Origin of the sequence: Kineococcus radiotolerans SRS30216 = ATCC BAA-149, from assembly GCF_000017305.1 — a bacterium.
In the GTDB taxonomy this organism is placed as follows: domain Bacteria; phylum Actinomycetota; class Actinomycetes; order Actinomycetales; family Kineococcaceae; genus Kineococcus; species Kineococcus radiotolerans.
The window spans coordinates 2,858,134-2,877,734 of record NC_009664.2 but is presented as its reverse complement, the minus strand read 5'-3'; the positions used below and the strand labels follow the sequence as shown (position 1 = coordinate 2,877,734).

Below are 19,601 nucleotides of genomic sequence, written 5' to 3'. Positions count from 1 at the left end.
CGTCACCACCCCAGCGTCCCGGGGGCCCCCTTGAACGGCCCGGTCACCTCCGAGCTGATCCAGCCGCCGTAGAAGTCGCCCTCCTGGGCCTGGACCTCCTCGTCGTCGAGCAGGCAGCGCACCCCCGAGGGGTAGAAGGCCAGCGCCCCGGTCAGCGCCTCGTACCCGGGGGTGGGGCGCGGGTAGGTCCACGCCGCCCGCGGCCGCAGGACGCGCCCGTCGGCGCCGAGCAGGTCGACGTAGGAGGCCTGCCCCTTCCACTCGCACCAGCTCGACCCCTGGCCCGGACGGACCGCGCCGGGGACGAGCGCGTCGGCCGCGACGTAGTACGTCGGCGGGTGGGAGGTCTCCAGCACCCGCCAGGCCCTGCCCTCGGCCGGGTCGACGTCGGCGAGGAGACGGCCCTCGGGGTCGAGGACCCGCACCCGCCGCCGCGCGGGTTCCAGGCGGGGCGGGCGCGGGTAGTCCCAGCAGGATTCGCTCACGGCCCCACCCTGCGCCCCGGTCGCGGTCAGCGCCAGGCGGCGAGGACGGCCTCGCTGAGCCGGTCCAGGGCCGCGGAGCGGATCTTCCACCGCTGCCAGTGCAGCTCGACGTCGACGCCCCCGCCGGGGTCGAGGTCGACGACCCCGTCGGGACCGCACGCCTCCACCTGCGCGGGCAGCAGCATCCCCCACCCGAAGCCCCGGCGGACGGCCTCGCCGAAGTCGGAGGTGGCCGGGACGTGGTGCCGCGGCGGGAGGGGGTGGCCGAACCCCCGCAGCCAGCGGTCCTGCAGGTCGTCGTCGCGGTCGAACACGACGACCGGGGCCCGGGACAGCGCCTCCCGGTCGACCCCGCGGGGGAACCAGCGGCGGGCGAAGGCCGCCGACGCGCAGGGCTGGTAGTGCATCGCCCCCAGCCGGGTGGCCGAGCAGCCCGGCACCGGGTCGGCCTCCGCGGTGACGGCCGCGACGACGCCGCCCTCGCGCAGGAGCTCGCCGGTGCGTTCCTGGTCCTCCCGGCGCAGGTCGAAGCAGAACTCCCCCGCCAGCGGCGCGACCGCCCCCAGGAACCACGTCGCGAGCGAGTCCGCGTTCACCGCGACCGGCAGCACGGGCGTCCCCTCCTCCTGGCCCAGTTCGCGCCGGGCGTCGGCGGCGAGCAGCTCGACCTCCCGGGCCAGGCGCAGGACGGTGCGGCCCGCCTCGGTCGGCACGACCGGTTTCACCCGGACGAGCAGGACGCGGCCGGCGGACGTCTCCAGGGCCCGGATGCGCTGGCTCACCGCCGAGGGCGTCACGTGCAGGACCCGGGCGGCGGCCTCGAACGTGCCCTCGGCGACGACGGCCGCCAGCGCCCGCAGCTGGCCGAGGTCGAGGTCCACGAACAGCGATGCTAAGGGCGGTGAAGGATCCTGAGCTGGAACCACCACGCGCCGGTCCCTACCGTCGAGACGTGCTCACGCTGCTCACCGGGACCCTGTTCGGCCTGTCCCTCATCGTCGCCATCGGGGCGCAGAACACCTTCGTCATCGAGCAGGGCGTGCGCGGGGAGCACGTGGGCGCGGTCGTCGCGGTCTGCGCCGTCAGCGACCTCGTCCTCATCGCGGCCGGGGTCGGCGGGGCGGGGGCGGTGCTCACCGCCTCCCCCGGCGTCCTGCGGGTCGTGCGCTGGGCCGGGGCGGCCTTCCTCCTCGCCTACGCCGCGTTCGCGCTGCGCCGGGCCCGGCGACCCGGCGCCCTGCGCGCGGACACCTCGAGGCCGCCCGCGCGGGTGGGGACGGTGGTGGCCACCGCGGCCGCCCTGACGTGGCTGAACCCCCACGTCTACCTCGACACCGTCGTCCTCCTCGGTTCGGTCGCCGCGACCCACGGCGCCCAGCGGTGGTGGTTCGCGGCGGGCGCCGGGCTGGCCAGCGTCGTCTGGTTCACCGCCCTGGGCCACGGGGCGCGGCTGCTGCGCCCGGTCTTCGCCCGCCCCGCGGCCTGGCGCGTCCTCGACCTGGGGGTGGCGGTGGTCATGGTCGTCCTGGCGGTCGGCCTGCTGACCACGGCCTGAGCTCCCCCGCGGGTCAGGGGGCCGGGGGGGCGGTGGTGCCGCGCACGACGAGGCGGGTGGGGAAGGTGCCCACGTCGCGCGCGGGGCGGCCCTGCAGCAGGTCCAGGGTCACCTGCGCCGAGGCCCGCCCCAGGGCCACCGGGTCCTGGGCGACGGTCGTCAGGTCGGTGAGCTCGGCCAGGGGGTGGTCGTCGATGCCGATGACCGAGATCTGCCGCGGGACCTCGATCCCGGCCCGGCGCAGGCTGCGCATGGCGCCCAGGGCGACCTCGTCGGAGAAGGCGAAGACCGCGCTGGGGAGCCGGCGGCCGGACAGCAGCTGGTCCATCCCCTGCGCTCCCCCGCGCGAACCCCCGGACCAGGAGACGACGAGGTCCTCGTCGACGGGGACCCCGGCGGCCGCCATCGCCGCGCGGTAACCGTTCTCCCGGTCCCGCTGGGCCTGCCACGCGCGGTCGGTGGCGGCGACGGTGTTCAGCAGGGCGATGCGTTCGTGGCCGAGCTGGAGGAGGTGGTTGACCGCCTGCTGCGCGGCCAGCTCGTCGTCGATGGCGACGCAGGGGAAACCTTCGCCGTGGCTGCCCGCGGCGACCACGGCGACCCCGCCCTCGCGCAGCTTCGCCACCTCCTGCGGGGTGAGCGCGATGGCGATGACGACGACGGCGTCCACCTTGCGGCGCAACGGCATCGTCGCGAAGAACCGCACCCGGTCCGCGGGGTCGTCGACGCAGCGGACGAGGAGGTCGAGACCGGCCGGGCGCAGTTCCCGCTCCAGCCCGACGGTGACGGAACTGCCGTACCAGGAGGGCAGGTCGTGCAGCACCACCGCCACCCGGCCGGTGGACCGCCCCGCCAGGCCCGAGGCCTCCGGGCTGGGGATGTAGTCGAGGCGGGCGGCGACCTCGCGGACCTTCTCCCGGGTGTCCTCGCTGACCCCCTCCAGGCCGCGCAGCGCCCGGGACACCGTGGCCAGGGAGACCCCGACCTCCTCGGCGACGTCGGACATCCGGACCGCCGCCGGCGGCGGGAGGGGTGGGTCCGACCGGGGCCGGGGAGAGGATCGCGACGTCGCGGGCATGGGGGAATGCAACACCACCCACCGGGCCAGGTCCAGGGTTCTCCGGGGTGCGGAACACCCTCAAACGCCTGTGTCACCAAATCGTTACGCAAGCGTTTGCGAGGGCCTGACCTGGAACGACGTCTCCGCAAACGCTTGCGTGCAGATCGGTTGCGTGTTGACCGGGGTTTCGCCCGGGTGTTCAGTTCGCTCCAGTCGGACCGGGCTCAGGGACGAGCCCGGGGAGGACGCCCCGCCGTGGTGGTCGTCCTGGCCCGGCGTCTGGCGGAACGTCCCGCCGGCACTCGACGAAGAGGAGAACGCAGTGTTCGCCAAGTCCAGGTCGTCTCGCAGGGTCATGTCGGTGCTGGCTCTCGCGGTGAGCGGTGTGCTCGTGGTGGGGGCCTGCGGTGGTGGGGATGAGGAAGCCGGGGGCAGCGGTGACGCCGCGGCGGCGGGGAACTCCACCGGTCCCATCACCTACGTGCAGGGCAAGGACAACAGCGGCATCGTGCAGCCGGCGATCGACAAGTGGAACGCCGCGCACCCGGACCAGAAGGTCACGCTGAAGGAGCAGACCGACCAGGCCGACCAGCAGCACGACGACCTGGTGCAGAACTTCCAGGCCGAGAACGCCGACTACGACGTCGTCAGCGTCGACAACATCTGGACCTCGGAGTTCGCCGCCAAGGGCTGGCTGCAGCCGCTCACGGGTGAGTACGAACTGGACCAGTCCGCGCTGCTGGAACCGACGGTGAACGCGGAGACCTACAACGACACCCTCTACGCCGCCCCCACCACCTCCGACGGCGGGTTGCTGTACTACCGCAAGGACCTCGTGCCGACCCCGCCCACCTCGTGGGAGGAGATGATGGGCATGTGCGACATCGCCACCCAGAACGGCATGGACTGCTACGCCGGGCAGTACGCCCAGTACGAGGGCCTGACGGTGAACGTGGCCGAGGCGATCAACACCGCGGGCGGGTCGATCCTCTCCGAGGACGGCAAGACCGCGACGCTGGACACCCCCGAGGCCAAGGCGGGGCTGGACGCGCTGGTGAAGGGGTTCCAGGACGGCTCGATCCCCAAGCAGGCCACCACCTACCAGGAGGAGCAGGGCCGGCAGTCCTTCCAGGACGGCAAGCTGCTGTTCCTGCGCAACTGGCCCTACGTGTACAGCCTGGCCAAGACCGACGGTTCCTCGACGGTGAAGGACACCTTCGGGGTGGCGCCGCTGCCGGGCGGCGGTGACGGGCAGCCCGGTGCGTCGAGCCTGGGTGGGCACGCGGCGGGGATCAGCGTGTACTCCGACCACAAGAAGACCGCGTTCGAGTTCCTGAAGTTCCTGCAGTCGGAGGAGATCCAGCGCGACTGGCTGACGCAGGGCTCCGCCGCCCCGGTGCTGGAAGCCCTCTACGACGACCCCGCACTGGTGGAGCAGTTCCCCTACCTGCCGCAGCTGAAGACGTCGATCTCGAACGCGGTGCCGCGTCCGGTGACGCCGTTCTACCCGGCGGTGACCAAGGCCATCCAGGACAACGCGTTCTCCGCGCTCTCGGGCAGCAAGCCCACCGACACCGCCCTGGCCGACATGCAGGCCGCGGTCCAGAACGCCATCGGCGGGAAGTGACCGGATCCACGGACCGGGGGCGGGACGTCGGCGTCCCGTCCCCGGCGGTGGGTCCCGACGAGTCCTGAGGAGGACCCATGAGCACCACTTCCGGCGTGGCGACCGGGGCGTTCGCGCGAGGCGAACCGCCACTGGACCCCGGACGCAGACGCAAGAGCCTGCACGACGGCTCCGGCCGCCGCGCCACCCTGCTCATCGCCCCCACGATCGTCCTGCTGGCCATCGTCATCCTCTACCCCGTCGTCACCGCCGTCTCGCAGTCCTTCACCAAGGACGCCGGACTCGACCCCGAAACCGGCCTCTTCGTCGAAGGCGGCTTCGCCGGCCTGCAGAACTACCGCCTCTGGCTGCTGCAGGACTGCGGCGGCGGCGCGTTCTCCTGCCCGCCGGGCACCCTCGGCTCGCAGTTCTGGACCTCCACGGGGGTGACGTTCCTCTTCACCGTCGTCGCCGTCTCCCTGGAGACCCTGCTCGGGCTGGTCTTCGCCCTGGTCATGCACCGCAGCTTCAAGGGCCGCGCCATCCTGCGCGCCAGCGTCCTGGTGCCCTGGGCCATCCCCACCGCCGTCACCGCCAAGCTGTGGTACTTCATCTTCGCCTACGACGGCATCGCCAACAAACTGCTCGGCACCGAGATCCTCTGGACCGGCGACGGTTTCGCCCCCAAGGCGGCGATCATCATCGCCGACACCTGGAAGACCGCCCCCTTCATGGCCCTGCTCATCCTCGCCGGACTGCAGGTCATCGACGGCAGCGTCTACGAAGCCTCCAAGATGGACGGGGCCACCGCCTGGCAACGGTTCCGCTACATCACCCTGCCCCTGGTCCGCCCCGCCCTGATGGTCGCGGTGCTGTTCCGCACCCTGGACACCTTGCGCATGTACGACCTGCCGAAGATCCTCACCGGCGGCGCCGGGGACACCTCCACCCTGTCCATGCTGGTGGTGGACCAGGTCAGATCCGGTTTCAACGCCGCCTCGGCGTTGTCGACGCTGACGTTCCTCATCGTGTTCGCGGTGGCGTTCGTCTTCATCAAGTTCCTGGGCGCCAACGTCACCGAGCAGCGGGCCCCGAAGACGAAGAAGGCGGGCTGAGATGGCCACCACGACCAGCACCGGCAGCAGGGGCGGCACCGGCAGCAAGCGCGGCAAGGGCGGTTCCCGCAACCGCACGGTCACCAGTTCCGGCGTCCCCGTCGTCCAGCGGCGCAACGTCCGCGCCGCGGTCCTCACCTACACCGGTGTCGTCCTCATCTGCCTCTGGGGCCTGCTGCCGTTCTACTGGATGATCGTCACCAGCTTCCGCGAGGTCGGCTACACCTTCGACACCACCCCCTGGCCCACCCACACCACCCTGGAGAACTACGCCACCGCCTTCTCCACCGCCCGCGGCAACCACTTCGGACGCGCCCTGCTCAACAGCCTCGTCATCGGCGCGGCGACCACCGTCGTCGGTCTGGTGGTGGGGGTGTTCACCGCCTACGCCCTGGCCCGCCTGGAGTTCCGCGGCAAGTTCTACGTCCTCGGCCTCATCCTCGGCGCCTCCATGTTCCCCGGCGTCGCCCTGGTCACCCCGCTGTTCCAGCTGTTCACCGACCTGGGCTGGCTGAACACCTACCAGGCGCTGATCATCCCCAACATCTCCTTCGTGCTGCCCCTGACCGTCTACACGCTGACGGCGTTCTTCACCGAGATGCCGTGGGAGCTGGAGGAGTCCGCCCGCATGGACGGCTGCACGCCCGGGCAGGCGTTCGTCAAGGTCATCCTCCCGCTGGCCGCGCCGGGCATCTTCACCACCGCCATCCTCGCCTTCACCGCCGCCTGGAACGAGTTCCTCCTCGCCTCCCAGCTCGGCGGGGATCGGGTGCAGCCGGTGACGGTGGCCATCGCCAGCTTCGCCGGGGCCCAACCCCACCAGGAGCCCTACACCGCGGTCATGGCCGCGGGCACCATCGTCACCGTCCCGCTGATCATCATGGTCCTGGTGTTCCAGCGCCGCATCGTCTCCGGCCTCACCGCCGGCGGCGTCAAGAGCTGACCCGCCCCGCACGACCCGACCAGGAGACCGCCGTGCCCACCTCCCGCCCCCACCGCGAGCCCCGCCGCGACGCCCGTGCGGACGTCGTGCGCGCCCGCAGGAACGCCCAGCACCTGGAGACGTTCGGCGGTCTCCTCATCGCGATGACCCTGCTCGTCCTCGGGTTCACCGTCCACGCCGAGCTCACCGGGCGCCCCGCCCTCGCCCTCGTCGGGGTCCTCGTCCTGCTGCTCGTCGCCGACGTGGTGGTGGTCCGGGCGGCGCGCTCCCAGCGCGACCGCGCCGCCCGTCCCTGACGGCGCCTCAGTCCAGCGCCACCCCGCGCCGCTCGGGCAGCAGGAAGCTCGCCGCCGCCGCGATCGCGAAGGCGACGCCGAAGACGACGAACACGGCTCCGCTCCCCCCGGCGTCCAGCAGCAGCGGGACGCTGAGGGGCGCGAGGATCGAGGCGATCCGGCCGAAACCGGCCGCGGCCCCCGCACCCCGCCCGCGCACGGCCGTCGGGTACACCTCCGGGGTGACGGCGTACAGCGCGCCCCAGGCCCCCAGGTTGCAGAACGACAGCGCCATCCCGGCCAGGAGGATCGTCGTCGTCGTGCCGGCGCCCGCGTAGGCCAGGGCGGACAGGGCGGAACCCACGAGGAACACCGCGAGGGTCCGCCGCCGTCCCCACACCTCCACCAGGACCGCGGCGAGCGCGTACCCGGGCAGCTGGGCGAGGGTGATGATCAGCGTGAACTGCAGGGAGCGGATCACGGTGAACCCGTCCTCGACGAGCAGGCTGGGGATCCAGGTGAACGCGCCGTAGTAGCTGAAGTTCACGAAGAACCACACCAGCCACAACCCGGCCGTGCGGCGGCGCAGGCCCGCGCTCCAGATCCCCCGCCTGGCCCCGGCGGGCGGGTCGGGCACGAGCGGCGCGGTCGAGGTGACGCCCGCGGACGCCTCGAAGTCCCGCACGACGGCCTCGGCCTCCGCGGTGCGGCCCTTCGCCAGCAGGAACCGCACCGACTCCGGCAGCCCCCGGCGTACGACGATCGCGTACACCGCGGGCAGCGCCCCCAGCGCCAGCGCCCAGCGCCACCCGTCGTCGGAGGCCGGCACCAGCAGGTAGCCGATGAGGGCGGCGAGGGTCCAGCCGACCGCCCAGAACGCCTCCAGCGCGACGACGACCCGCCCCCGGATGCGCCGGGGCGCGAACTCGCTGACCAGGGTGGAGGCCACCGGCAGCTCCGCCCCCAGGCCCAGCCCCACGAGGAACCGGAACACCAGCAGCGCCGTCAGCGACCAGGACAGGGCCGCCGCCCCCGTCGCGAGCCCGTAGACCAGCAGGGTCAGCGCGAAGACCTGCCGGCGCCCCACCCGGTCGGCCAGCAGACCCCCGAGGGCGGCGCCCACGGCCATCCCCGCGAACCCCACCGAGGCGATCCAGGACAGCTGCGCGGCGTCGAGGCCCCACTGCTGGCGCAGCGCGACGAGGACGTAGGCGACGAGGCCCACGTCGAGGGCGTCCAGGGCCCAGCCGACGCCGGACCCGAGCAGCAGGCGGGTGTGGCGGCGGGTGAAGGGCAGCGCGTCGAGGCGCTGCGAGACGGTCGCGGGTTCGCTCACGCACCAGGACCCTAGGGCCCCCGGCGCGTCCCCGCCCCGCCCGGGACGCCGCGGCGCGGCCCTACCTGGCGTCGGTGGAGCGCAGGAACCGCAGGACCGCGGTGACCCGGCGGTCGACCTCGTCGGCGGGGGTCAGGTCGAGCTTGGCGAAGATGCTGCGGACGTGCTTGTGCACCGCGCCCTCGGTGACGACGAGCCGGCCCGCGATGGCGGTGTTCCCCAGCCCCTCGGCCATCAGCGCGAGGACCTCGCGCTCCCGCGCGGACAACCGGTCCAGACCGGCGTCGGGGCGGGTGCGGGTCAGCAGCTGGGCGACGACCTCCGGGTCGACCGCGGTCCCGCCGGCGGCGACCCGGTGCAGGGCGTCGAGGAACTCCTCCACCCGCCCGACCCGCTCCTTCAGCAGGTAACCCAGCCGCCGGGCGCCGCCGCCGAGCAGGTCGGTGGCGAAGGCCTGTTCGACGTAGGCCGAGAGCACGAGCACGGCGAGCTCGGGGCGGCGGCGGCGGGCCTCCACGGCGGCGCGGATGCCCTCGTCGGTGTGGGTGGGCGGCATCCGGACGTCGACGATGGCGACGTCGGGCAGGTGCTCGTCGAGGGCGGCCAGCAGCTCCTCCGGCCCGGCGGCGGTGGCGACGACGTCGAGCCCCTCGGCCCGCAGCAGCAGGGCGAGGCCCTCGCGCAGCAGCGGGTCGTCCTCCCCGATCACGATCCGCACGGCAGCACCACCTCCAGTTCGGTCGGACCGCCGGGCGGGCTGGTCACGGTGAGCCTGCCATCGTGGGCGCGGACCCGGTGCAGCACCCCGTCGAGGCCGGAACCGGCGCCCGCCCCGGCCCCGCCCCGCCCGTCGTCGCCGACGACGACCCGCAGGTCCGCGCCGCGGCGCTGCACCAGGACGCGGGCGCTGCGGGCCGCGCTGTGCCGGGCGACGTTGGTGAGGGCCTCGGCGACGACGAAGTAGGCGGTCGCCTCGACCGACGCCGGGGCGCGGGGGGTCACGTCGACCTCGACGTGGCAGGGCACGGGGCAGTCCGCGGCCAGACCGGTGACGGCCCCGGCCAGGCCGCGGTCGAGGAGCACCGGCGGCAGGATGCCGCGCACGACCGCCCGCAGCTCCGCCAGGGCCTGCTCCGCGGCGGTCTGGGCCCGCTCCAGCAGTTCGTCGGCGGTGGCCGGGTCGCGGGTCAGGGAGCGGCGGGCCGCGCCGAGCAGGACGGTGACGCCGACGAGGCGGTTCTGGGCGCCGTCGTGCAGGGAGCGCTCGATGCGCCGCAGCTCGACCGCGTGGGCGTCCAGCGCGGCGGCGCGGGTGGCGGTCAGCTGCGCCACCCGCAGGGAGAGGTCGGTGTCCACCGGGGGGCGCAGCAGGCTGCGCCCCAGCGCCGCCTGCCCCGCGGCGAGCCCCGGGACGCCGACGGCGGCGAGCGCGGCCCAGACCAGCCCGAGCAGGGCGACCGCGCCGGCGTCGGACCAGGAGCGCACCGCCCACCACCACGGGGCGGTGTCCACGTCGGCGGGGAACAGCCGCCACCACAGCGGGAACGTCGCGTCCCGCACGGCGTAGACGGGCAGCAGCACCCCGACGAGTCCGGTGAGCAGACCCGACGTCGCGTGCACGGGCAGCCACCGCAGGTCCTGGCGCACGAGGGGGTCGGCGAGCGCGGCGCGCAGGGGGGCGGGGACGGGACCGGCCGGCAGGGCCGCGGCCCCCTCCCCCGTGCGGGCCCGCTCGCGGTCGGCGACCGCGCGCAGCCGGCGCAGCGCGGCGGGGGCCAGCAGCAACCCCACCCCGACGAGGCTGAGCAGGGCGACGACGAGGAGCCAGCCCAGCAGGGCCGCGGCCGGCAGCGCGGTCCCCAGCCCGCCGGCGAGGTGGCGGTAGGCCGTCCACCAGCGCCGGAGGAGGTGGCGACCTCCTGGGGTCCTCTCGCGCGGCACCCCGTGACGCTACCGAGGCCGGCCGCCGTGGTCGGTACAGCCAGCACTACTCCCGGTGGGCAGCGGGCGGGGTGGGAGGGGCGGCCCGGTCCCGCCAGGGTGGGACCACCGCTCGTCACCGCACCCCCCGGAGGACACCGTGTCCCGCACCCCCACCCGCGTCCTGTGGCTCGTCCTGGTCGCCGGTCTGCTCCTCAACGTCACCGGCTCGACCGGTCTCCTCCCCCTCGCCGTCGGGCTCACCGGCGGGGTGGTGGTCGCCCTGGCCGTCGCCGGGCTGGTCCGGGAGCGGGTGAGCCGGCGCTGACGCCGCGGGACGTCAGATGGTCGCGACGGAGCCGGAGTCGACGCGGTAGTTGCTGCCGTTGACGAAGCTCGCGCGCTCGGAGACGAGGAAGGCGATGACGGCGGCGACCTCCTCAGGTTCCCCGCGCCGCTTCAGCTCCATGAACGGCCGTTCCTCGTCGAGGAAACCGCCGACGGCCTCCTGGACGCTGACGCCGAGCTCGGTGGAGCGCTTCTCCATCATGGCGTCGGTCATGGGCGTGGCGATGAACGCCGGGGACACGGCGTTGACGAGGACGCCCTCGCCGCCGTAGGTCTTCGACAACCCCTTCACCAGGCTGAGGACCGCGGCCTTCGCGGCGCAGTAGGGCAGCTCGTCGACGTAGGGCTGGACGGCGTCCTCGGAGGCGAGCAGCACGATGCGGCCCCGGCCCCGGCGGCGCATGCCGTCGACGAACACCCGGACCACCCGCACCGCGGCGAAGAAGTCGACCTCCATCGTGGTGCGCCAGCCGTCCTCGTCGACCTCGTGGAACAGCCCCTGCGCGCCGGTGACGCCGGCGGCGTGGACGAGGATCTCCGGGTCGCCCAGGGCCGCGGTCACCTCCCGGTGCAGGCGGGCGACGTCGGCGGGGTCGGTGAGGTCGGCCGCGACGGCGAGGACCTCGCCGGGCAGGCCGGCCGCGGCCGCGTCGAGGGCCGCCTGGTCGACGTCGGTGATCGCGACCCGCGCGCCCTCCTCCACGAGCAGCTTCGCGGTGTGCCAGCCGATGCCGGAGTCGCCGCCGGTGATGAGCGCGGTGCGCCCCGTGAGTTCGAGGTCCATGGCGGTCACCGTAAGCAGCCGCGCACGGGTGCGCGCGGCGGGATCAGCGCGGCGCGCGGCGCCAGACGGCCCGGGGGGTGACCGCCATCGCCGCCGCCAGCGCCCGCAGGGCCCCGGGGACCCACACGACGTCGCGGCCCGCAGCGAGGCCGGCGACCACGGCGTCGGCGACCTGCGCCGGGGTGCTGGACAGCGGTGCGGGCGGCATCCCCGCCGACATCCGCCCGATGACGAAACCGGGCCGGGCCAGCAGCAGCCGGACCCCGCTGCCGGCGAGGGCGTCGGTGAGGCCGGAGGCGAACCCGTCGAGCCCGGCCTTGGCCGACCCGTACACGTAGTTCGCCCGCCGGACCCGCGCCCCGGCGATCGAGGAGAACACCACGATCCGCCCGGAGCGCAGCGGCCGGAACAGGTTCACCAGGTGGGAGACGACGCTGACCTGGGCGACGAAGTCGGTGTGCACGACGGCGAGGGCGTGCTCCACGTCGGTCTCGGCGCGGGCCTGGTCCCCGAGGACCCCGAACGCGACGACGGCGTCGAGGGCGCCGTGGCGGGCGACGACGTCGGTGAGCAGCGGGCCGTGGGTGGCGAGGTCGTCGGCGTCGAACTCGACGGTCTCGACGACGGCTCCGAGGGTTTCCAGCCGGGCCCGCTCCTGCGCCAGCTCCCCCGCCCGGCGGGCGGCGAGGACGACGGTGGGCGCGCCGGCGCGCACGAGGCGCTCGACGACCTCGAGGCCGATCTCGCTGCGGCCCCCCAGCAGCAGGACCGGGTTCACGCGGGACATCCTGCCTCACGGCGCGAACGGCAACCCCGTGCTGCCCAGGACCAGCTCCACGGCGGCGGTCGGCAGCAGCGGGACGTCCAGGACGAAGGCCAGCGGCCGCGCCAGGTCCGTGCGCACCCAGCCGATCCGGGTCGCCTGCGGGTCGCTCCGCTGAACGCCGACGACGCTGCTCCCGATCGTGACCGACGTCCAGCCGCCGGGGGCGCTGGTGAAACGGGTCCGCGGCGGCTCCGGGCGCGGGTCCGGCCGGTCGTGGTGGAGCTCGATCGTGAGGCTGGGGGCCCCGGCCTCCTCGGCCCCTTCCCCGGTGAACCCCTCGACGTCGGCGTCGACCGGGATCCAGTGCACCGTGGCGTGCCCGTCGGCCAGGTCCCGGGTCGAGCAGATGCGGCGGTGGGCCCATGCCGTCGTGATCCCGGGGACCTCGATCCCGGCCCAGGCGACGAACTCCGACTCGGTCAGGACGCGCTGCCCGGCGAGGACGGGTTCGCTGCGCCAGAAGTGGCGGGCGAGTCCGTGCCCGCGCATCCCGGAGGCGAACCGCAGGCGGTCCAGCACCGCTCGCACCGGGTCGTCAAGCGGGTGGGTCACGACGGGCGCGGGGTGGGCCAGGGCCCAGGCCAGCGCGCGCTCCTCGGCCACGCGGGCGGGGAACAGTTCCAGCTCGGGCTGCTGGACCGCGGGTTCGGGTTCCGGCCACGGGTAGGGCGTCCCGACGTCCAGGTGGCCCGTCCAGCCCGCGTCGCGACCGTCGGGCAGGCGCAGTTCGTACTCCAGGAACCGGCCCTGCGTCGACGCGCTGACGGCCGCGACGATCAGGCGAGCCTTCTCGCCGTACAGGTCCCCCAGCACCCCGGCGAGGTCGATGGGAACCCCGTCGGCGAGGGACGCCGCGATGCGCAGCAGCCGCGGGTCGCGGCGGAAGTCCGCGCGGGTGGTGAGCCGCCCTTCGGGTGCGAGCGCGGCGACCGCGTCCGCCCACCGAACCACCGACCGTGGGTGCGGTTCGGGGTTGCGCGGGCTGGGCGGGCCGATCGCGATGAAACCTTCGGCGTCCAGCACTTCGAGCCAGTCACCGCTGCGACGCAGCAGTTCCACCGCCGCGCTGACCCCGCTGCTTCGTTCCGCCGTCGAGGCCAGCAAGACCTCGGCCAGTTCGGCCGGCGGTAGCCCGCTCGGGCTGGCGAACTCCGCCTCGTCCTCCCAGCCGTTCAGGTCCATCCCGCCGTCCGGGCCGCGACGGACCTCATGGCCGCACGAGGTCGGTGAGGCGGCCGGCGAGGTGGAGGGTCGCGCCGTTGCGGCTGCGGACGGCGGTGGACCAGCCGTCGGGCCCGGGGCGGGCGACGTGGCGCACGGTCGCGGGCAGCAGCAGGGGTTTGGCGAACTCCACCTCGAAGCGGGCCGCGCCGGGGGCGGGCCCGCCGAGGGCGGCGAGGCTGCGCGAGGCCGTCCACATGCCGTGGGCCAGGGCGCGGCGGAAACCGAGCAGGCGCGCGGTGAGCGGGGACAGGTGGATCGGGTTCACGTCGCCGGACACCGCGGCGTACGCGCGCCCGGCGTCGGCGGGGACGCGCCACCGCGTCCCCTCCCCCTCGGGGGCGGGGAGGTGGGCGGGTTCCACGGGCCGGCCGGGCCAGGGCACCCCGCGGGCGAGGTAGCGGCTGCGCCCGGTCCAGACCGTCGTCCCGTCGGTGCGCAGCTCGGTCAGGAGGTCGACGGTCGCGCCGCGGCGGTGGGCGTTCACCCCGACCGCGCGCACCCCGACGTCGAACGCCTCCCCGACGCCCAGGGGGCGGGTCTGCTCGAACGTCTGGGCCACGTGGACGAGGCCGAGGAGGGTGAACGGGAACGGTTCGCGCACCAGCAGGTCGACCTGGAGCCCGAAACCCAGCAGGTGCGGGAACGGCAGCGGGACGGTGTCGCGCACCGGGAACCCGGTGCTGCGGCAGAACGCGGCCACCCGGTCGGCGTCGAACCCGGCGCCGCGCAGCACGACGCGCGTGCGGGGGAAGTCGACGCCGCGGTGCGGGCGCTGCACCAGCGACCGGGCGTAGAGGCGGGGCAGCGAGGGCGCGGCGGTGAGTTCGCGCTCCATCACGCCCCCAGCAGGTTCTGGCCGCACACCCGCAGCACCTGCCCGTCGATCCCGGCCGCGTCGGGTTGCGCGAGCCACCCGACGGCCTCGGCCACGTCGACCGGCAGCCCGCCCTGCTGCAGGCTCGCGATCCGCCGGCCCAGTTCGCGCGGCACCGGCGGCATGGCCGCGGTCATGGGGGTCTCGATGAACCCCGGGGCGACGGCGTTCGCGGCCAGCCCGCGCGCGGCCAGCGGCTCGGCGAGGGCCTGCACCAGCCCGACGAGACCGGCCTTGCTGGTGGCGTAGTTCGTCTGCCCCTTCGCCCCGGCGAGACCGTTGATGGAGGACAGGTAGACGAACCGCGCGGCGGGGGCGAGGGCGCCGGGGTGGTCGAGGAGCCCGGTGGTGAGGCGCAGCGGGGCGCGCAGGTTGACGTCGAGGACGGAGTTCCACGCCGCCTCGTCGAGGTTCACGAACGAGCGGTCGCGGGTGATGCCGGCGTTGTGGACGACGACGTCGGCGCCGTCGAACCGGTCGGCGAGGTGGGTCGCGAGGACCTGGGGGGCGGTGTCGGCGGTGACGTCGAGGTGCAGGGTGGACCCGTGCACCCGGTTCGCGACGGCGGCCAGCCCGTCCCCGGCGGCGGGGACGTCGACGCACACGACGTGGTGCCCGGTGCGGGCGAGGACGTCGACGATCGCGGCGCCGATGCCGCGGGCCGCGCCGGTGACGACGGCGACCGGGCGCTCGCGCGCGGGGGCGGGTTCGCCCGCGCCGACGAGGACGGGCTGGCCGTGGACGAACGCGGAGCGGGCCGAGCAGAGGAACTCCACGGCCGAGCGCAGGGCGGTGCGGGCGCCGGGGGCGATCCGCACCAGGTTGACGGTGGTCCCGCCGCGGGCCTCCTTGGCGAGGCTGCGGAGGAGACCCTCCAGGCCCTGCTGGACGGCGCGGGCCTCGGGGTCGGTCAGCCGCGCGGGGTCCGCCCCCAGCAGCAGGACGCGGCCGCGGGTGCGGCGGAACGCGGGGGCGAGGCGCTCGCGCAGCTGCCCCAGCTCCTCGACGCGCCGCAGACCGGAGGCGTCGACGAGGACGGCGCCGAGGCGCTCCTCCCCCGTCCCGCCGGGGTGCTCGTCCAGGACGGTGGCGCCCGCCGCGCGCAGCCAGGTGCCGAGGTCGCCGGTCCAGGTCGCGCCATCGAGGCCGATGACCAGGGCGGGGCCGGTGAGCAGGTCCTGGCCGGGTTCGTGGCGGCGCAGGCGCGGGGGCTTCGGCAGGCCCGCGCGGGTCAGGAGGTTCGCCGCCGGCGTCCGCATGAGGGCGCCGTAGGGGTCGGGGCCGAGGACCGGGGGCCGCATCACGCCTCCACCAGCGCTGCGATGCCCTGACCGCCCGCGGCGCAGATCGAGATGAGCGCCTTCCCGCCGCCGCGCTCGTGCAGCAGCTTCGCGGTGGAGGCGAGGATCCGGGCCCCGGTCGCGGCGAAGGGGTGGCCGGTGGCCAGCGAGGACCCGGCGACGTTGAGGCGGGACGGGTCGACGGTGCCCAGCCCGGCGTCGGCCCAGGCCGCGGTGGTGGCCAGGACGGTGGAGGCGAAGGCCTCGTGGATCTCGACGAGGTCGAGGTCGGCCAGCGTCCACCCGTTGCGCTGCAGCAACCTCGGCACGGCGACGACGGGGGCGGTGAGCAGCCCCTCGCCGTGGACGTGGTCGACGGCGGCGGTCTCGGCGTCGACGAGGTGGGCCAGGACGGGCAGGCGCCGTTCGGCGGCCCAGGCGTCGGAGGCCAGCAGGACGGCGGCGGCGCCGTCGGTCAGCGGGGTGGAGTTCCCCGCCGTCATCGTCGCCTCCCCGTCGAGGTCGCGGCCGAACACCGGTTCCAGCGCGGCCAGCTTCTCCAGGGAGGTGTCGGGGCGCAGCAGGTCGTCGCGGTGGACCCCGAGGTAGGGGGTGAGCAGGTCGTCGAAGAACCCGCGGTCGTAGGCGGCGGCGAGGTTGCGGTGGCTGGCCAGGGCCAGTTCGTCCTGCGCCGCGCGGGGGACGGAGGACTCCAGGGCGGTGCGCGCGGCGTGCTCCCCCATGGACAGGCCGGTGCGGGCCTCGGCGTTGCGCGGGGGGTCCGGGCGCAGCTGGCCCGGGCGCAGCTTGGCGAGGGCGGCGAGCTTGGCCGCGGGGCTCTTCGCGCGGGAGAGTTCCAGCAGCACGCGCCGCAGGCCGTCGTCGAGGGCGATGGGTGCGTCGCTGGCGGAGTCGGCCCCCCCGGCGATGCCGGCGTCGATCTGCCCCAGGGCGATCTTGTTGGCGACGAGCACGGCCGTCTCCAGGCCGGTGGCGCAGGCCTGCTGGACGTCGTAGGCGGGGGTCGCGGGGTCCAGCGCGGTGGAGAGGACGGCCTCGCGGGTCAGGTTGAGGTCGCGGCTGTGCTTGAGGACGGCCCCGGCGACGACCTCCCCGAGCCGTTCCCCGGCGAGTCCGTAGCGGGCCACCAGCCCGTCGAGGGCGGCGACCAGGAGGTCCTGCGCCGAAACCCGGGCGTAGCGGCGGCCGGCCCGCACGAAGGGGGTGCGGTTCCCGCCGACGATCGCGACGTCTCTGATCGCTCGGTTGATCACCCGTCCGAAGTTATCAGGTACCACGGGTACCCGATACCCCTCGTCCGGGGTACTGTCGAACGCGTGGACGGTCAGCCGAAGGAGCCCCGCGACGGTCGCCGCACGCGCTGGGACGAGCACCGCCGCCGCCGGCGGGAGGAACTGGTGACGGCGGCGCTGCGCGCCATCACCGCCAAGGGCGCCGGGGTCGGCATGGACGAGGTCGCCGCGGCCGCCGGCACCAGCAAGACCGTGCTCTACCGCCACTTCGCCGACAAGGAGGAGCTCTACCTCGCCGTCGCCGACCGGGTGAACTCCCGGATCCTGCGGGAGCTCGGCGAAGCCGTCGCCGCGTCGGCGAACCCCCGGCAGGCGCTGTCGGGGATCATCGCCGCCTACGTGCAGCTCGTCGAGGCCGACCCCGAGGTCTACCGCTTCGTCGTCTCCCACCCCTTCCTCGAACGGCCGCTCACCAGCGACCCGGTGCAGCGGATCTCGGCCACCGTCGCCGACGAGACCGCCCGCACCATCACCGCCCACCTGCGGGTGGGCGGGGCCCGGGACTCCTCCGCCGACGCCCTCGCCCACGGCCTCGTCGCCCTGATCCGCACCGCCGCGGACCGCTGGATCTCCAGCCCGGACCGGGTCCCGGCCGCCACCCTCGTCTCCGATCTCACCCACCTGGCCTGGGGCGGTCTCTCCACCGTCCTGGCGCCCGTCCCCGAGGAGGTCCCGTGACCACCACCGAACTGCGAGCGCCCGACGTCCCCACCGCCCCCGACAGCGCCCCCGAGACCGCCCCCGAACCGCTGGACACCGACGTCCTGCGCCGCTTCCTCGACGGCCGGTTCGCCGACCTGCGCGAGCAGTTCCGCCGCGAGGCCCCCGCCGACCTCTTCACCCCCAGCCACGACCTCTCCACGCGCGAGCACCGCGACCTCACGCGGGCCCGGCTGCGCACCCTCGCCGAGCTGGGCGGGCACGAACTCGGGTACTCCTCGCGCTGGGGCGGCGGGGACTCCCCCGGCGGGCAGGTCGCGCAGTTCGACATGCTCGGCTACGGCGACGCCTCGCTCATGATCAAGTCGGGGGTGCAGTGGGGCCTCTTCGGCGGGGCCGTGCAGGCCCTGGGCACCGAGCGCCACCACTCCACGCTGCTCGGGCCGCTGCTGCGGCTGGAACTCGTCGGCTGCTTCGGGATGACCGAGACCGGCCACGGCTCCGACGTCGCCTCCATCGGCACGACCGCCACGTACGACCCGGCCGCGCAGGAGTTCGTCGTCCACACCCCCGACGCGTCCTGCCGCAAGGACTACATCGGCGGGGCGGCCGAGGACGCTGACGTCGCCGTCGTGTTCGCCCAGCTCGTCACCGGCGGGGAGTCCCGCGGCGTGCACGCGTTCGTCGTGCCCCTGCGGGTGGACGGGGTCGACGTGCCGGGCGTCTGGCGCGGCGACGACGGCCGGAAGATGGGGCTCAACGGCCTCGACAACGGCCGCCTCGCCTTCGACCACGTCCGGGTCCCGCGGACGGCGCTGCTCAACCGCTACGCCGACGTCGCCGAGGACGGCACCTACTCCTCCCCCATCGCCAGCGCGAACTCCCGGTTCTTCACGATGCTCGGCGCCCTGGTCAAGGGCCGGGTCAGCGTCTCCGGCGGCGCGCTCTCCCAGACGAAGGTCGCCCTCGAGATCGCCCTGCGCTACGCCCAGCGGCGCACCCAGTTCAAGCGCCCGGGCGGGGACGGCGAGGTCGTCCTGCTGGACTACCTCGCCCACCAGCGCCGGCTGCTGATCCCGCTGGCCACGACCTACGCGCTGACGTTCGCCCAGGACGAGCTCATGGGCGAGATGGACGAGCTGCTGCGCGTCCAGCTCGCCGGCGGCGAGGCCGACGCGAACCGGCAGCGCGCCTTCGAGTCCCACGCCGCGGGTCTCAAGGTGGCCTCCACCTGGCACGCCACCCGCACCATCCAGACCTGCCGGGAGGCCTGCGGGGGCAACGGGTTCCTCGCCGACTCCCGACTGCCGCAGCTGAAGGCCGACACCGACGTGTTCACCACCTTCGAGGGCGACAACACCGTCCTGCTGCAGCTGGTCGCCAAGGGGCAGCTCACCGCCTACGCCCAGCAGTTCTCCGACCTGGACACCCTGGGGATGGCGCGGTTCGCGACCCGCGACTTCGTCACCACCTACGCCGGGCGCAGCCCCGCCCGGTCCCTGGTCGCCGACGTCGTCGAGGCCGGCCGCGTCCCCGAGGACCTCCACGACCGGGGCTGGCAGCTGCGGATGCTCGCCGAGCGCGAGCGCCACGTCGTGGAGTCGCTGGCCAAGCGGATGCGCAAGGCGCGCTCGCGCCCGGAGGCCGAGCGCTTCGAGGCCGTCGACGAGCTGCAGGACCACCTGCTGCTGGCCGGGCGCGCGCACGTGGACCGCGTCGTCGCCGAGGCCTTCGCCGCCGCCATCGCCCGCTGCGACGACCCCGCCGTCGCCGCCCTGCTCTCCGACGTCTTCGACCTGCACGCGCTGTCGGTGCTGGAGGCCGAGAAGGGCTGGTACCTGCAGCACCGGCGGATGACGACGCTGCGCGCCAAGGCGATCACCACCGCCGTCAACGCGCTGTGCCGCAAGCTGCGACCGCGTACCGGGGAACTGCTGGACGGCTTCGGGATCCCCCGGGAGTGGCTCGCCTCCTCCCTCGTCCCCGAGCGGGGCTAG

General features: G+C 74.7%; 20 protein-coding genes. 8 read left to right on the top strand and 12 right to left on the bottom strand.

Annotated features, from left to right (window positions below; translation table 11 throughout):
- Positions 1-2: 2 nt before the first annotated feature.
- Together KRAD_RS13825 and KRAD_RS13820 are read right to left on the bottom strand one after the other, a co-directional pair.
- Complete coding sequence (locus KRAD_RS13825) at positions 3-485, bottom strand: DUF427 domain-containing protein (RefSeq protein ID WP_012086239.1); 483 nt, start codon at positions 483-485, stop codon at positions 3-5.
- A gap of 26 nt (positions 486-511) precedes the next feature.
- Positions 512-1,366 carry a LysR family transcriptional regulator ArgP gene (locus tag KRAD_RS13820; protein ID WP_012086238.1) on the bottom strand — a complete coding sequence of 285 codons (855 nt, stop codon included), beginning with the start codon at positions 1,364-1,366 and terminating at the stop codon, positions 512-514.
- Positions 1,367-1,437: 71 nt separating this feature from the next.
- On the opposite strand from KRAD_RS13820, the gene KRAD_RS13815 reads away from it, so the two are divergent.
- Positions 1,438-2,040 (top strand): LysE/ArgO family amino acid transporter, encoded by a 603-nt coding sequence (locus KRAD_RS13815; RefSeq protein WP_012086236.1) that lies wholly within the window; start codon positions 1,438-1,440, stop codon positions 2,038-2,040.
- A gap of 13 nt (positions 2,041-2,053) precedes the next feature.
- Here the strand turns inward: KRAD_RS13815 and KRAD_RS13810 are convergent, their stop codons facing one another.
- Entirely contained in the window at positions 2,054-3,046 is a 993-nt protein-coding gene (locus tag KRAD_RS13810) for a LacI family DNA-binding transcriptional regulator (RefSeq protein WP_012086235.1), read from the bottom strand.
- A 409-nt stretch (positions 3,047-3,455) separates the two neighbouring features.
- Between KRAD_RS13810 and KRAD_RS13800 the strand changes: the two genes are divergently transcribed.
- The 4 genes from KRAD_RS13800 (at position 3,456) to KRAD_RS13785 (ending at position 7,060) form a co-directional block, all read left to right on the top strand.
- The gene (locus tag KRAD_RS13800) at positions 3,456-4,727 is read left to right on the top strand and encodes an ABC transporter substrate-binding protein (RefSeq protein WP_041292099.1); all 1,272 of its coding nucleotides are present in this window, start codon (positions 3,456-3,458) and stop codon (positions 4,725-4,727) included.
- Positions 4,728-4,804: 77 nt separating this feature from the next.
- On the top strand, positions 4,805-5,821 hold the full coding sequence (locus tag KRAD_RS13795) for a carbohydrate ABC transporter permease (protein ID WP_012086233.1): 1,017 nt from the start codon (positions 4,805-4,807) through the stop codon (positions 5,819-5,821).
- Position 5,822: 1 nt separating this feature from the next.
- Positions 5,823-6,764, top strand: coding sequence for a carbohydrate ABC transporter permease (locus KRAD_RS13790; protein ID WP_012086232.1), 942 nt, complete (start codon positions 5,823-5,825; stop codon positions 6,762-6,764).
- Positions 6,765-6,796: 32 nt separating this feature from the next.
- Positions 6,797-7,060 carry a hypothetical protein gene (locus KRAD_RS13785; protein WP_012086231.1) on the top strand — a complete coding sequence of 88 codons (264 nt, stop codon included), beginning with the start codon at positions 6,797-6,799 and terminating at the stop codon, positions 7,058-7,060.
- Between the two features lie 7 nt (positions 7,061-7,067).
- Here the strand turns inward: KRAD_RS13785 and KRAD_RS13780 are convergent, their stop codons facing one another.
- The 3 genes from KRAD_RS13780 to KRAD_RS13770 all read right to left on the bottom strand — a co-directional run bounded on the left by KRAD_RS13780 (position 7,068) and on the right by KRAD_RS13770 (position 10,316).
- Positions 7,068-8,375 (bottom strand): MFS transporter, encoded by a 1,308-nt coding sequence (locus KRAD_RS13780; protein WP_012086230.1) that lies wholly within the window; start codon positions 8,373-8,375, stop codon positions 7,068-7,070.
- A gap of 61 nt (positions 8,376-8,436) precedes the next feature.
- Positions 8,437-9,093 (bottom strand): response regulator transcription factor, encoded by a 657-nt coding sequence (locus tag KRAD_RS13775; RefSeq protein ID WP_041292098.1) that lies wholly within the window; start codon positions 9,091-9,093, stop codon positions 8,437-8,439.
- Positions 9,081-10,316, bottom strand: coding sequence for a sensor histidine kinase (locus tag KRAD_RS13770; RefSeq protein WP_012086228.1), 1,236 nt, complete (start codon positions 10,314-10,316; stop codon positions 9,081-9,083). Before KRAD_RS13770 ends, KRAD_RS13775 begins: the two co-directional genes overlap by 13 nt.
- Positions 10,317-10,455: 139 nt before the next feature.
- On the opposite strand from KRAD_RS13770, the gene KRAD_RS26040 reads away from it, so the two are divergent.
- Positions 10,456-10,623 carry a hypothetical protein gene (locus tag KRAD_RS26040; protein ID WP_012086227.1) on the top strand — a complete coding sequence of 56 codons (168 nt, stop codon included), beginning with the start codon at positions 10,456-10,458 and terminating at the stop codon, positions 10,621-10,623.
- 12 nt (positions 10,624-10,635) lie between these two features.
- Here KRAD_RS26040 and KRAD_RS13765 read toward each other — a convergent pair whose 3' ends face one another.
- The 6 genes from KRAD_RS13765 to KRAD_RS13735 are packed head-to-tail and all read right to left on the bottom strand — an operon-like array spanning position 10,636 to position 16,905.
- The gene (locus KRAD_RS13765) at positions 10,636-11,427 is read right to left on the bottom strand and encodes an SDR family NAD(P)-dependent oxidoreductase (protein ID WP_012086226.1); all 792 of its coding nucleotides are present in this window, start codon (positions 11,425-11,427) and stop codon (positions 10,636-10,638) included.
- Positions 11,428-11,470: 43 nt separating this feature from the next.
- On the bottom strand, positions 11,471-12,214 hold the full coding sequence (locus tag KRAD_RS13760) for an SDR family NAD(P)-dependent oxidoreductase (protein WP_012086225.1): 744 nt from the start codon (positions 12,212-12,214) through the stop codon (positions 11,471-11,473).
- 6 nt (positions 12,215-12,220) lie between these two features.
- On the bottom strand, positions 12,221-13,435 hold the full coding sequence (locus KRAD_RS24430; protein WP_049821206.1) for a hypothetical protein: 1,215 nt from the start codon (positions 13,433-13,435) through the stop codon (positions 12,221-12,223).
- A 25-nt stretch (positions 13,436-13,460) separates the two neighbouring features.
- Positions 13,461-14,312 (bottom strand): MaoC/PaaZ C-terminal domain-containing protein, encoded by an 852-nt coding sequence (locus KRAD_RS24425; RefSeq protein WP_238985839.1) that lies wholly within the window; start codon positions 14,310-14,312, stop codon positions 13,461-13,463.
- Complete coding sequence (locus KRAD_RS13740) at positions 14,312-15,652, bottom strand: 3-oxoacyl-ACP reductase (RefSeq protein WP_012086222.1); 1,341 nt, start codon at positions 15,650-15,652, stop codon at positions 14,312-14,314. The genes KRAD_RS24425 and KRAD_RS13740 overlap by 1 nt, the downstream gene beginning before the upstream one ends.
- Positions 15,652-16,905 (bottom strand): acetyl-CoA C-acetyltransferase, encoded by a 1,254-nt coding sequence (locus KRAD_RS13735; RefSeq protein ID WP_203417571.1) that lies wholly within the window; start codon positions 16,903-16,905, stop codon positions 15,652-15,654. Before KRAD_RS13735 ends, KRAD_RS13740 begins: the two co-directional genes overlap by 1 nt.
- Before the next feature lie 63 nt (positions 16,906-16,968).
- On the opposite strand from KRAD_RS13735, the gene KRAD_RS13730 reads away from it, so the two are divergent.
- The gene (locus tag KRAD_RS13730) at positions 16,969-17,622 is read left to right on the top strand and encodes a TetR/AcrR family transcriptional regulator (RefSeq protein ID WP_012086220.1); all 654 of its coding nucleotides are present in this window, start codon (positions 16,969-16,971) and stop codon (positions 17,620-17,622) included.
- A complete protein-coding gene (locus tag KRAD_RS13725) occupies positions 17,619-19,601 on the top strand; it encodes an acyl-CoA dehydrogenase family protein (protein ID WP_012086219.1) in 1,983 nt (660 codons plus the stop codon). The genes KRAD_RS13730 and KRAD_RS13725 overlap by 4 nt, the downstream gene beginning before the upstream one ends.

Bases quoted from the DNA above. Each gene is read 5' to 3' on its own strand.
- KRAD_RS13740 (WP_012086222.1), bottom strand. From the start codon at position 15,652: ATGCGGCCCCCGGTCCTCGGCCCCGACCCCTACGGCGCCCTCATGCGG.
- KRAD_RS13795 (WP_012086233.1), top strand. From the start codon at position 4,805: ATGAGCACCACTTCCGGCGTGGCGACCGGGGCGTTCGCGCGAGGCGAA.
- KRAD_RS13760 (WP_012086225.1), bottom strand. From the start codon at position 12,214: ATGTCCCGCGTGAACCCGGTCCTGCTGCTGGGGGGCCGCAGCGAGATC.
- KRAD_RS24425 (WP_238985839.1), bottom strand. From the start codon at position 14,312: ATGGAGCGCGAACTCACCGCCGCGCCCTCGCTGCCCCGCCTCTACGCC.
- KRAD_RS24430 (WP_049821206.1), bottom strand. From the start codon at position 13,435: ATGGACCTGAACGGCTGGGAGGACGAGGCGGAGTTCGCCAGCCCGAGC.
- KRAD_RS13800 (WP_041292099.1), top strand. From the start codon at position 3,456: ATGTCGGTGCTGGCTCTCGCGGTGAGCGGTGTGCTCGTGGTGGGGGCC.
- KRAD_RS13810 (WP_012086235.1), bottom strand. From the start codon at position 3,046: ATGTCCGACGTCGCCGAGGAGGTCGGGGTCTCCCTGGCCACGGTGTCC.
- KRAD_RS13790 (WP_012086232.1), top strand. From the start codon at position 5,823: ATGGCCACCACGACCAGCACCGGCAGCAGGGGCGGCACCGGCAGCAAG.
- KRAD_RS13765 (WP_012086226.1), bottom strand. From the start codon at position 11,427: ATGGACCTCGAACTCACGGGGCGCACCGCGCTCATCACCGGCGGCGAC.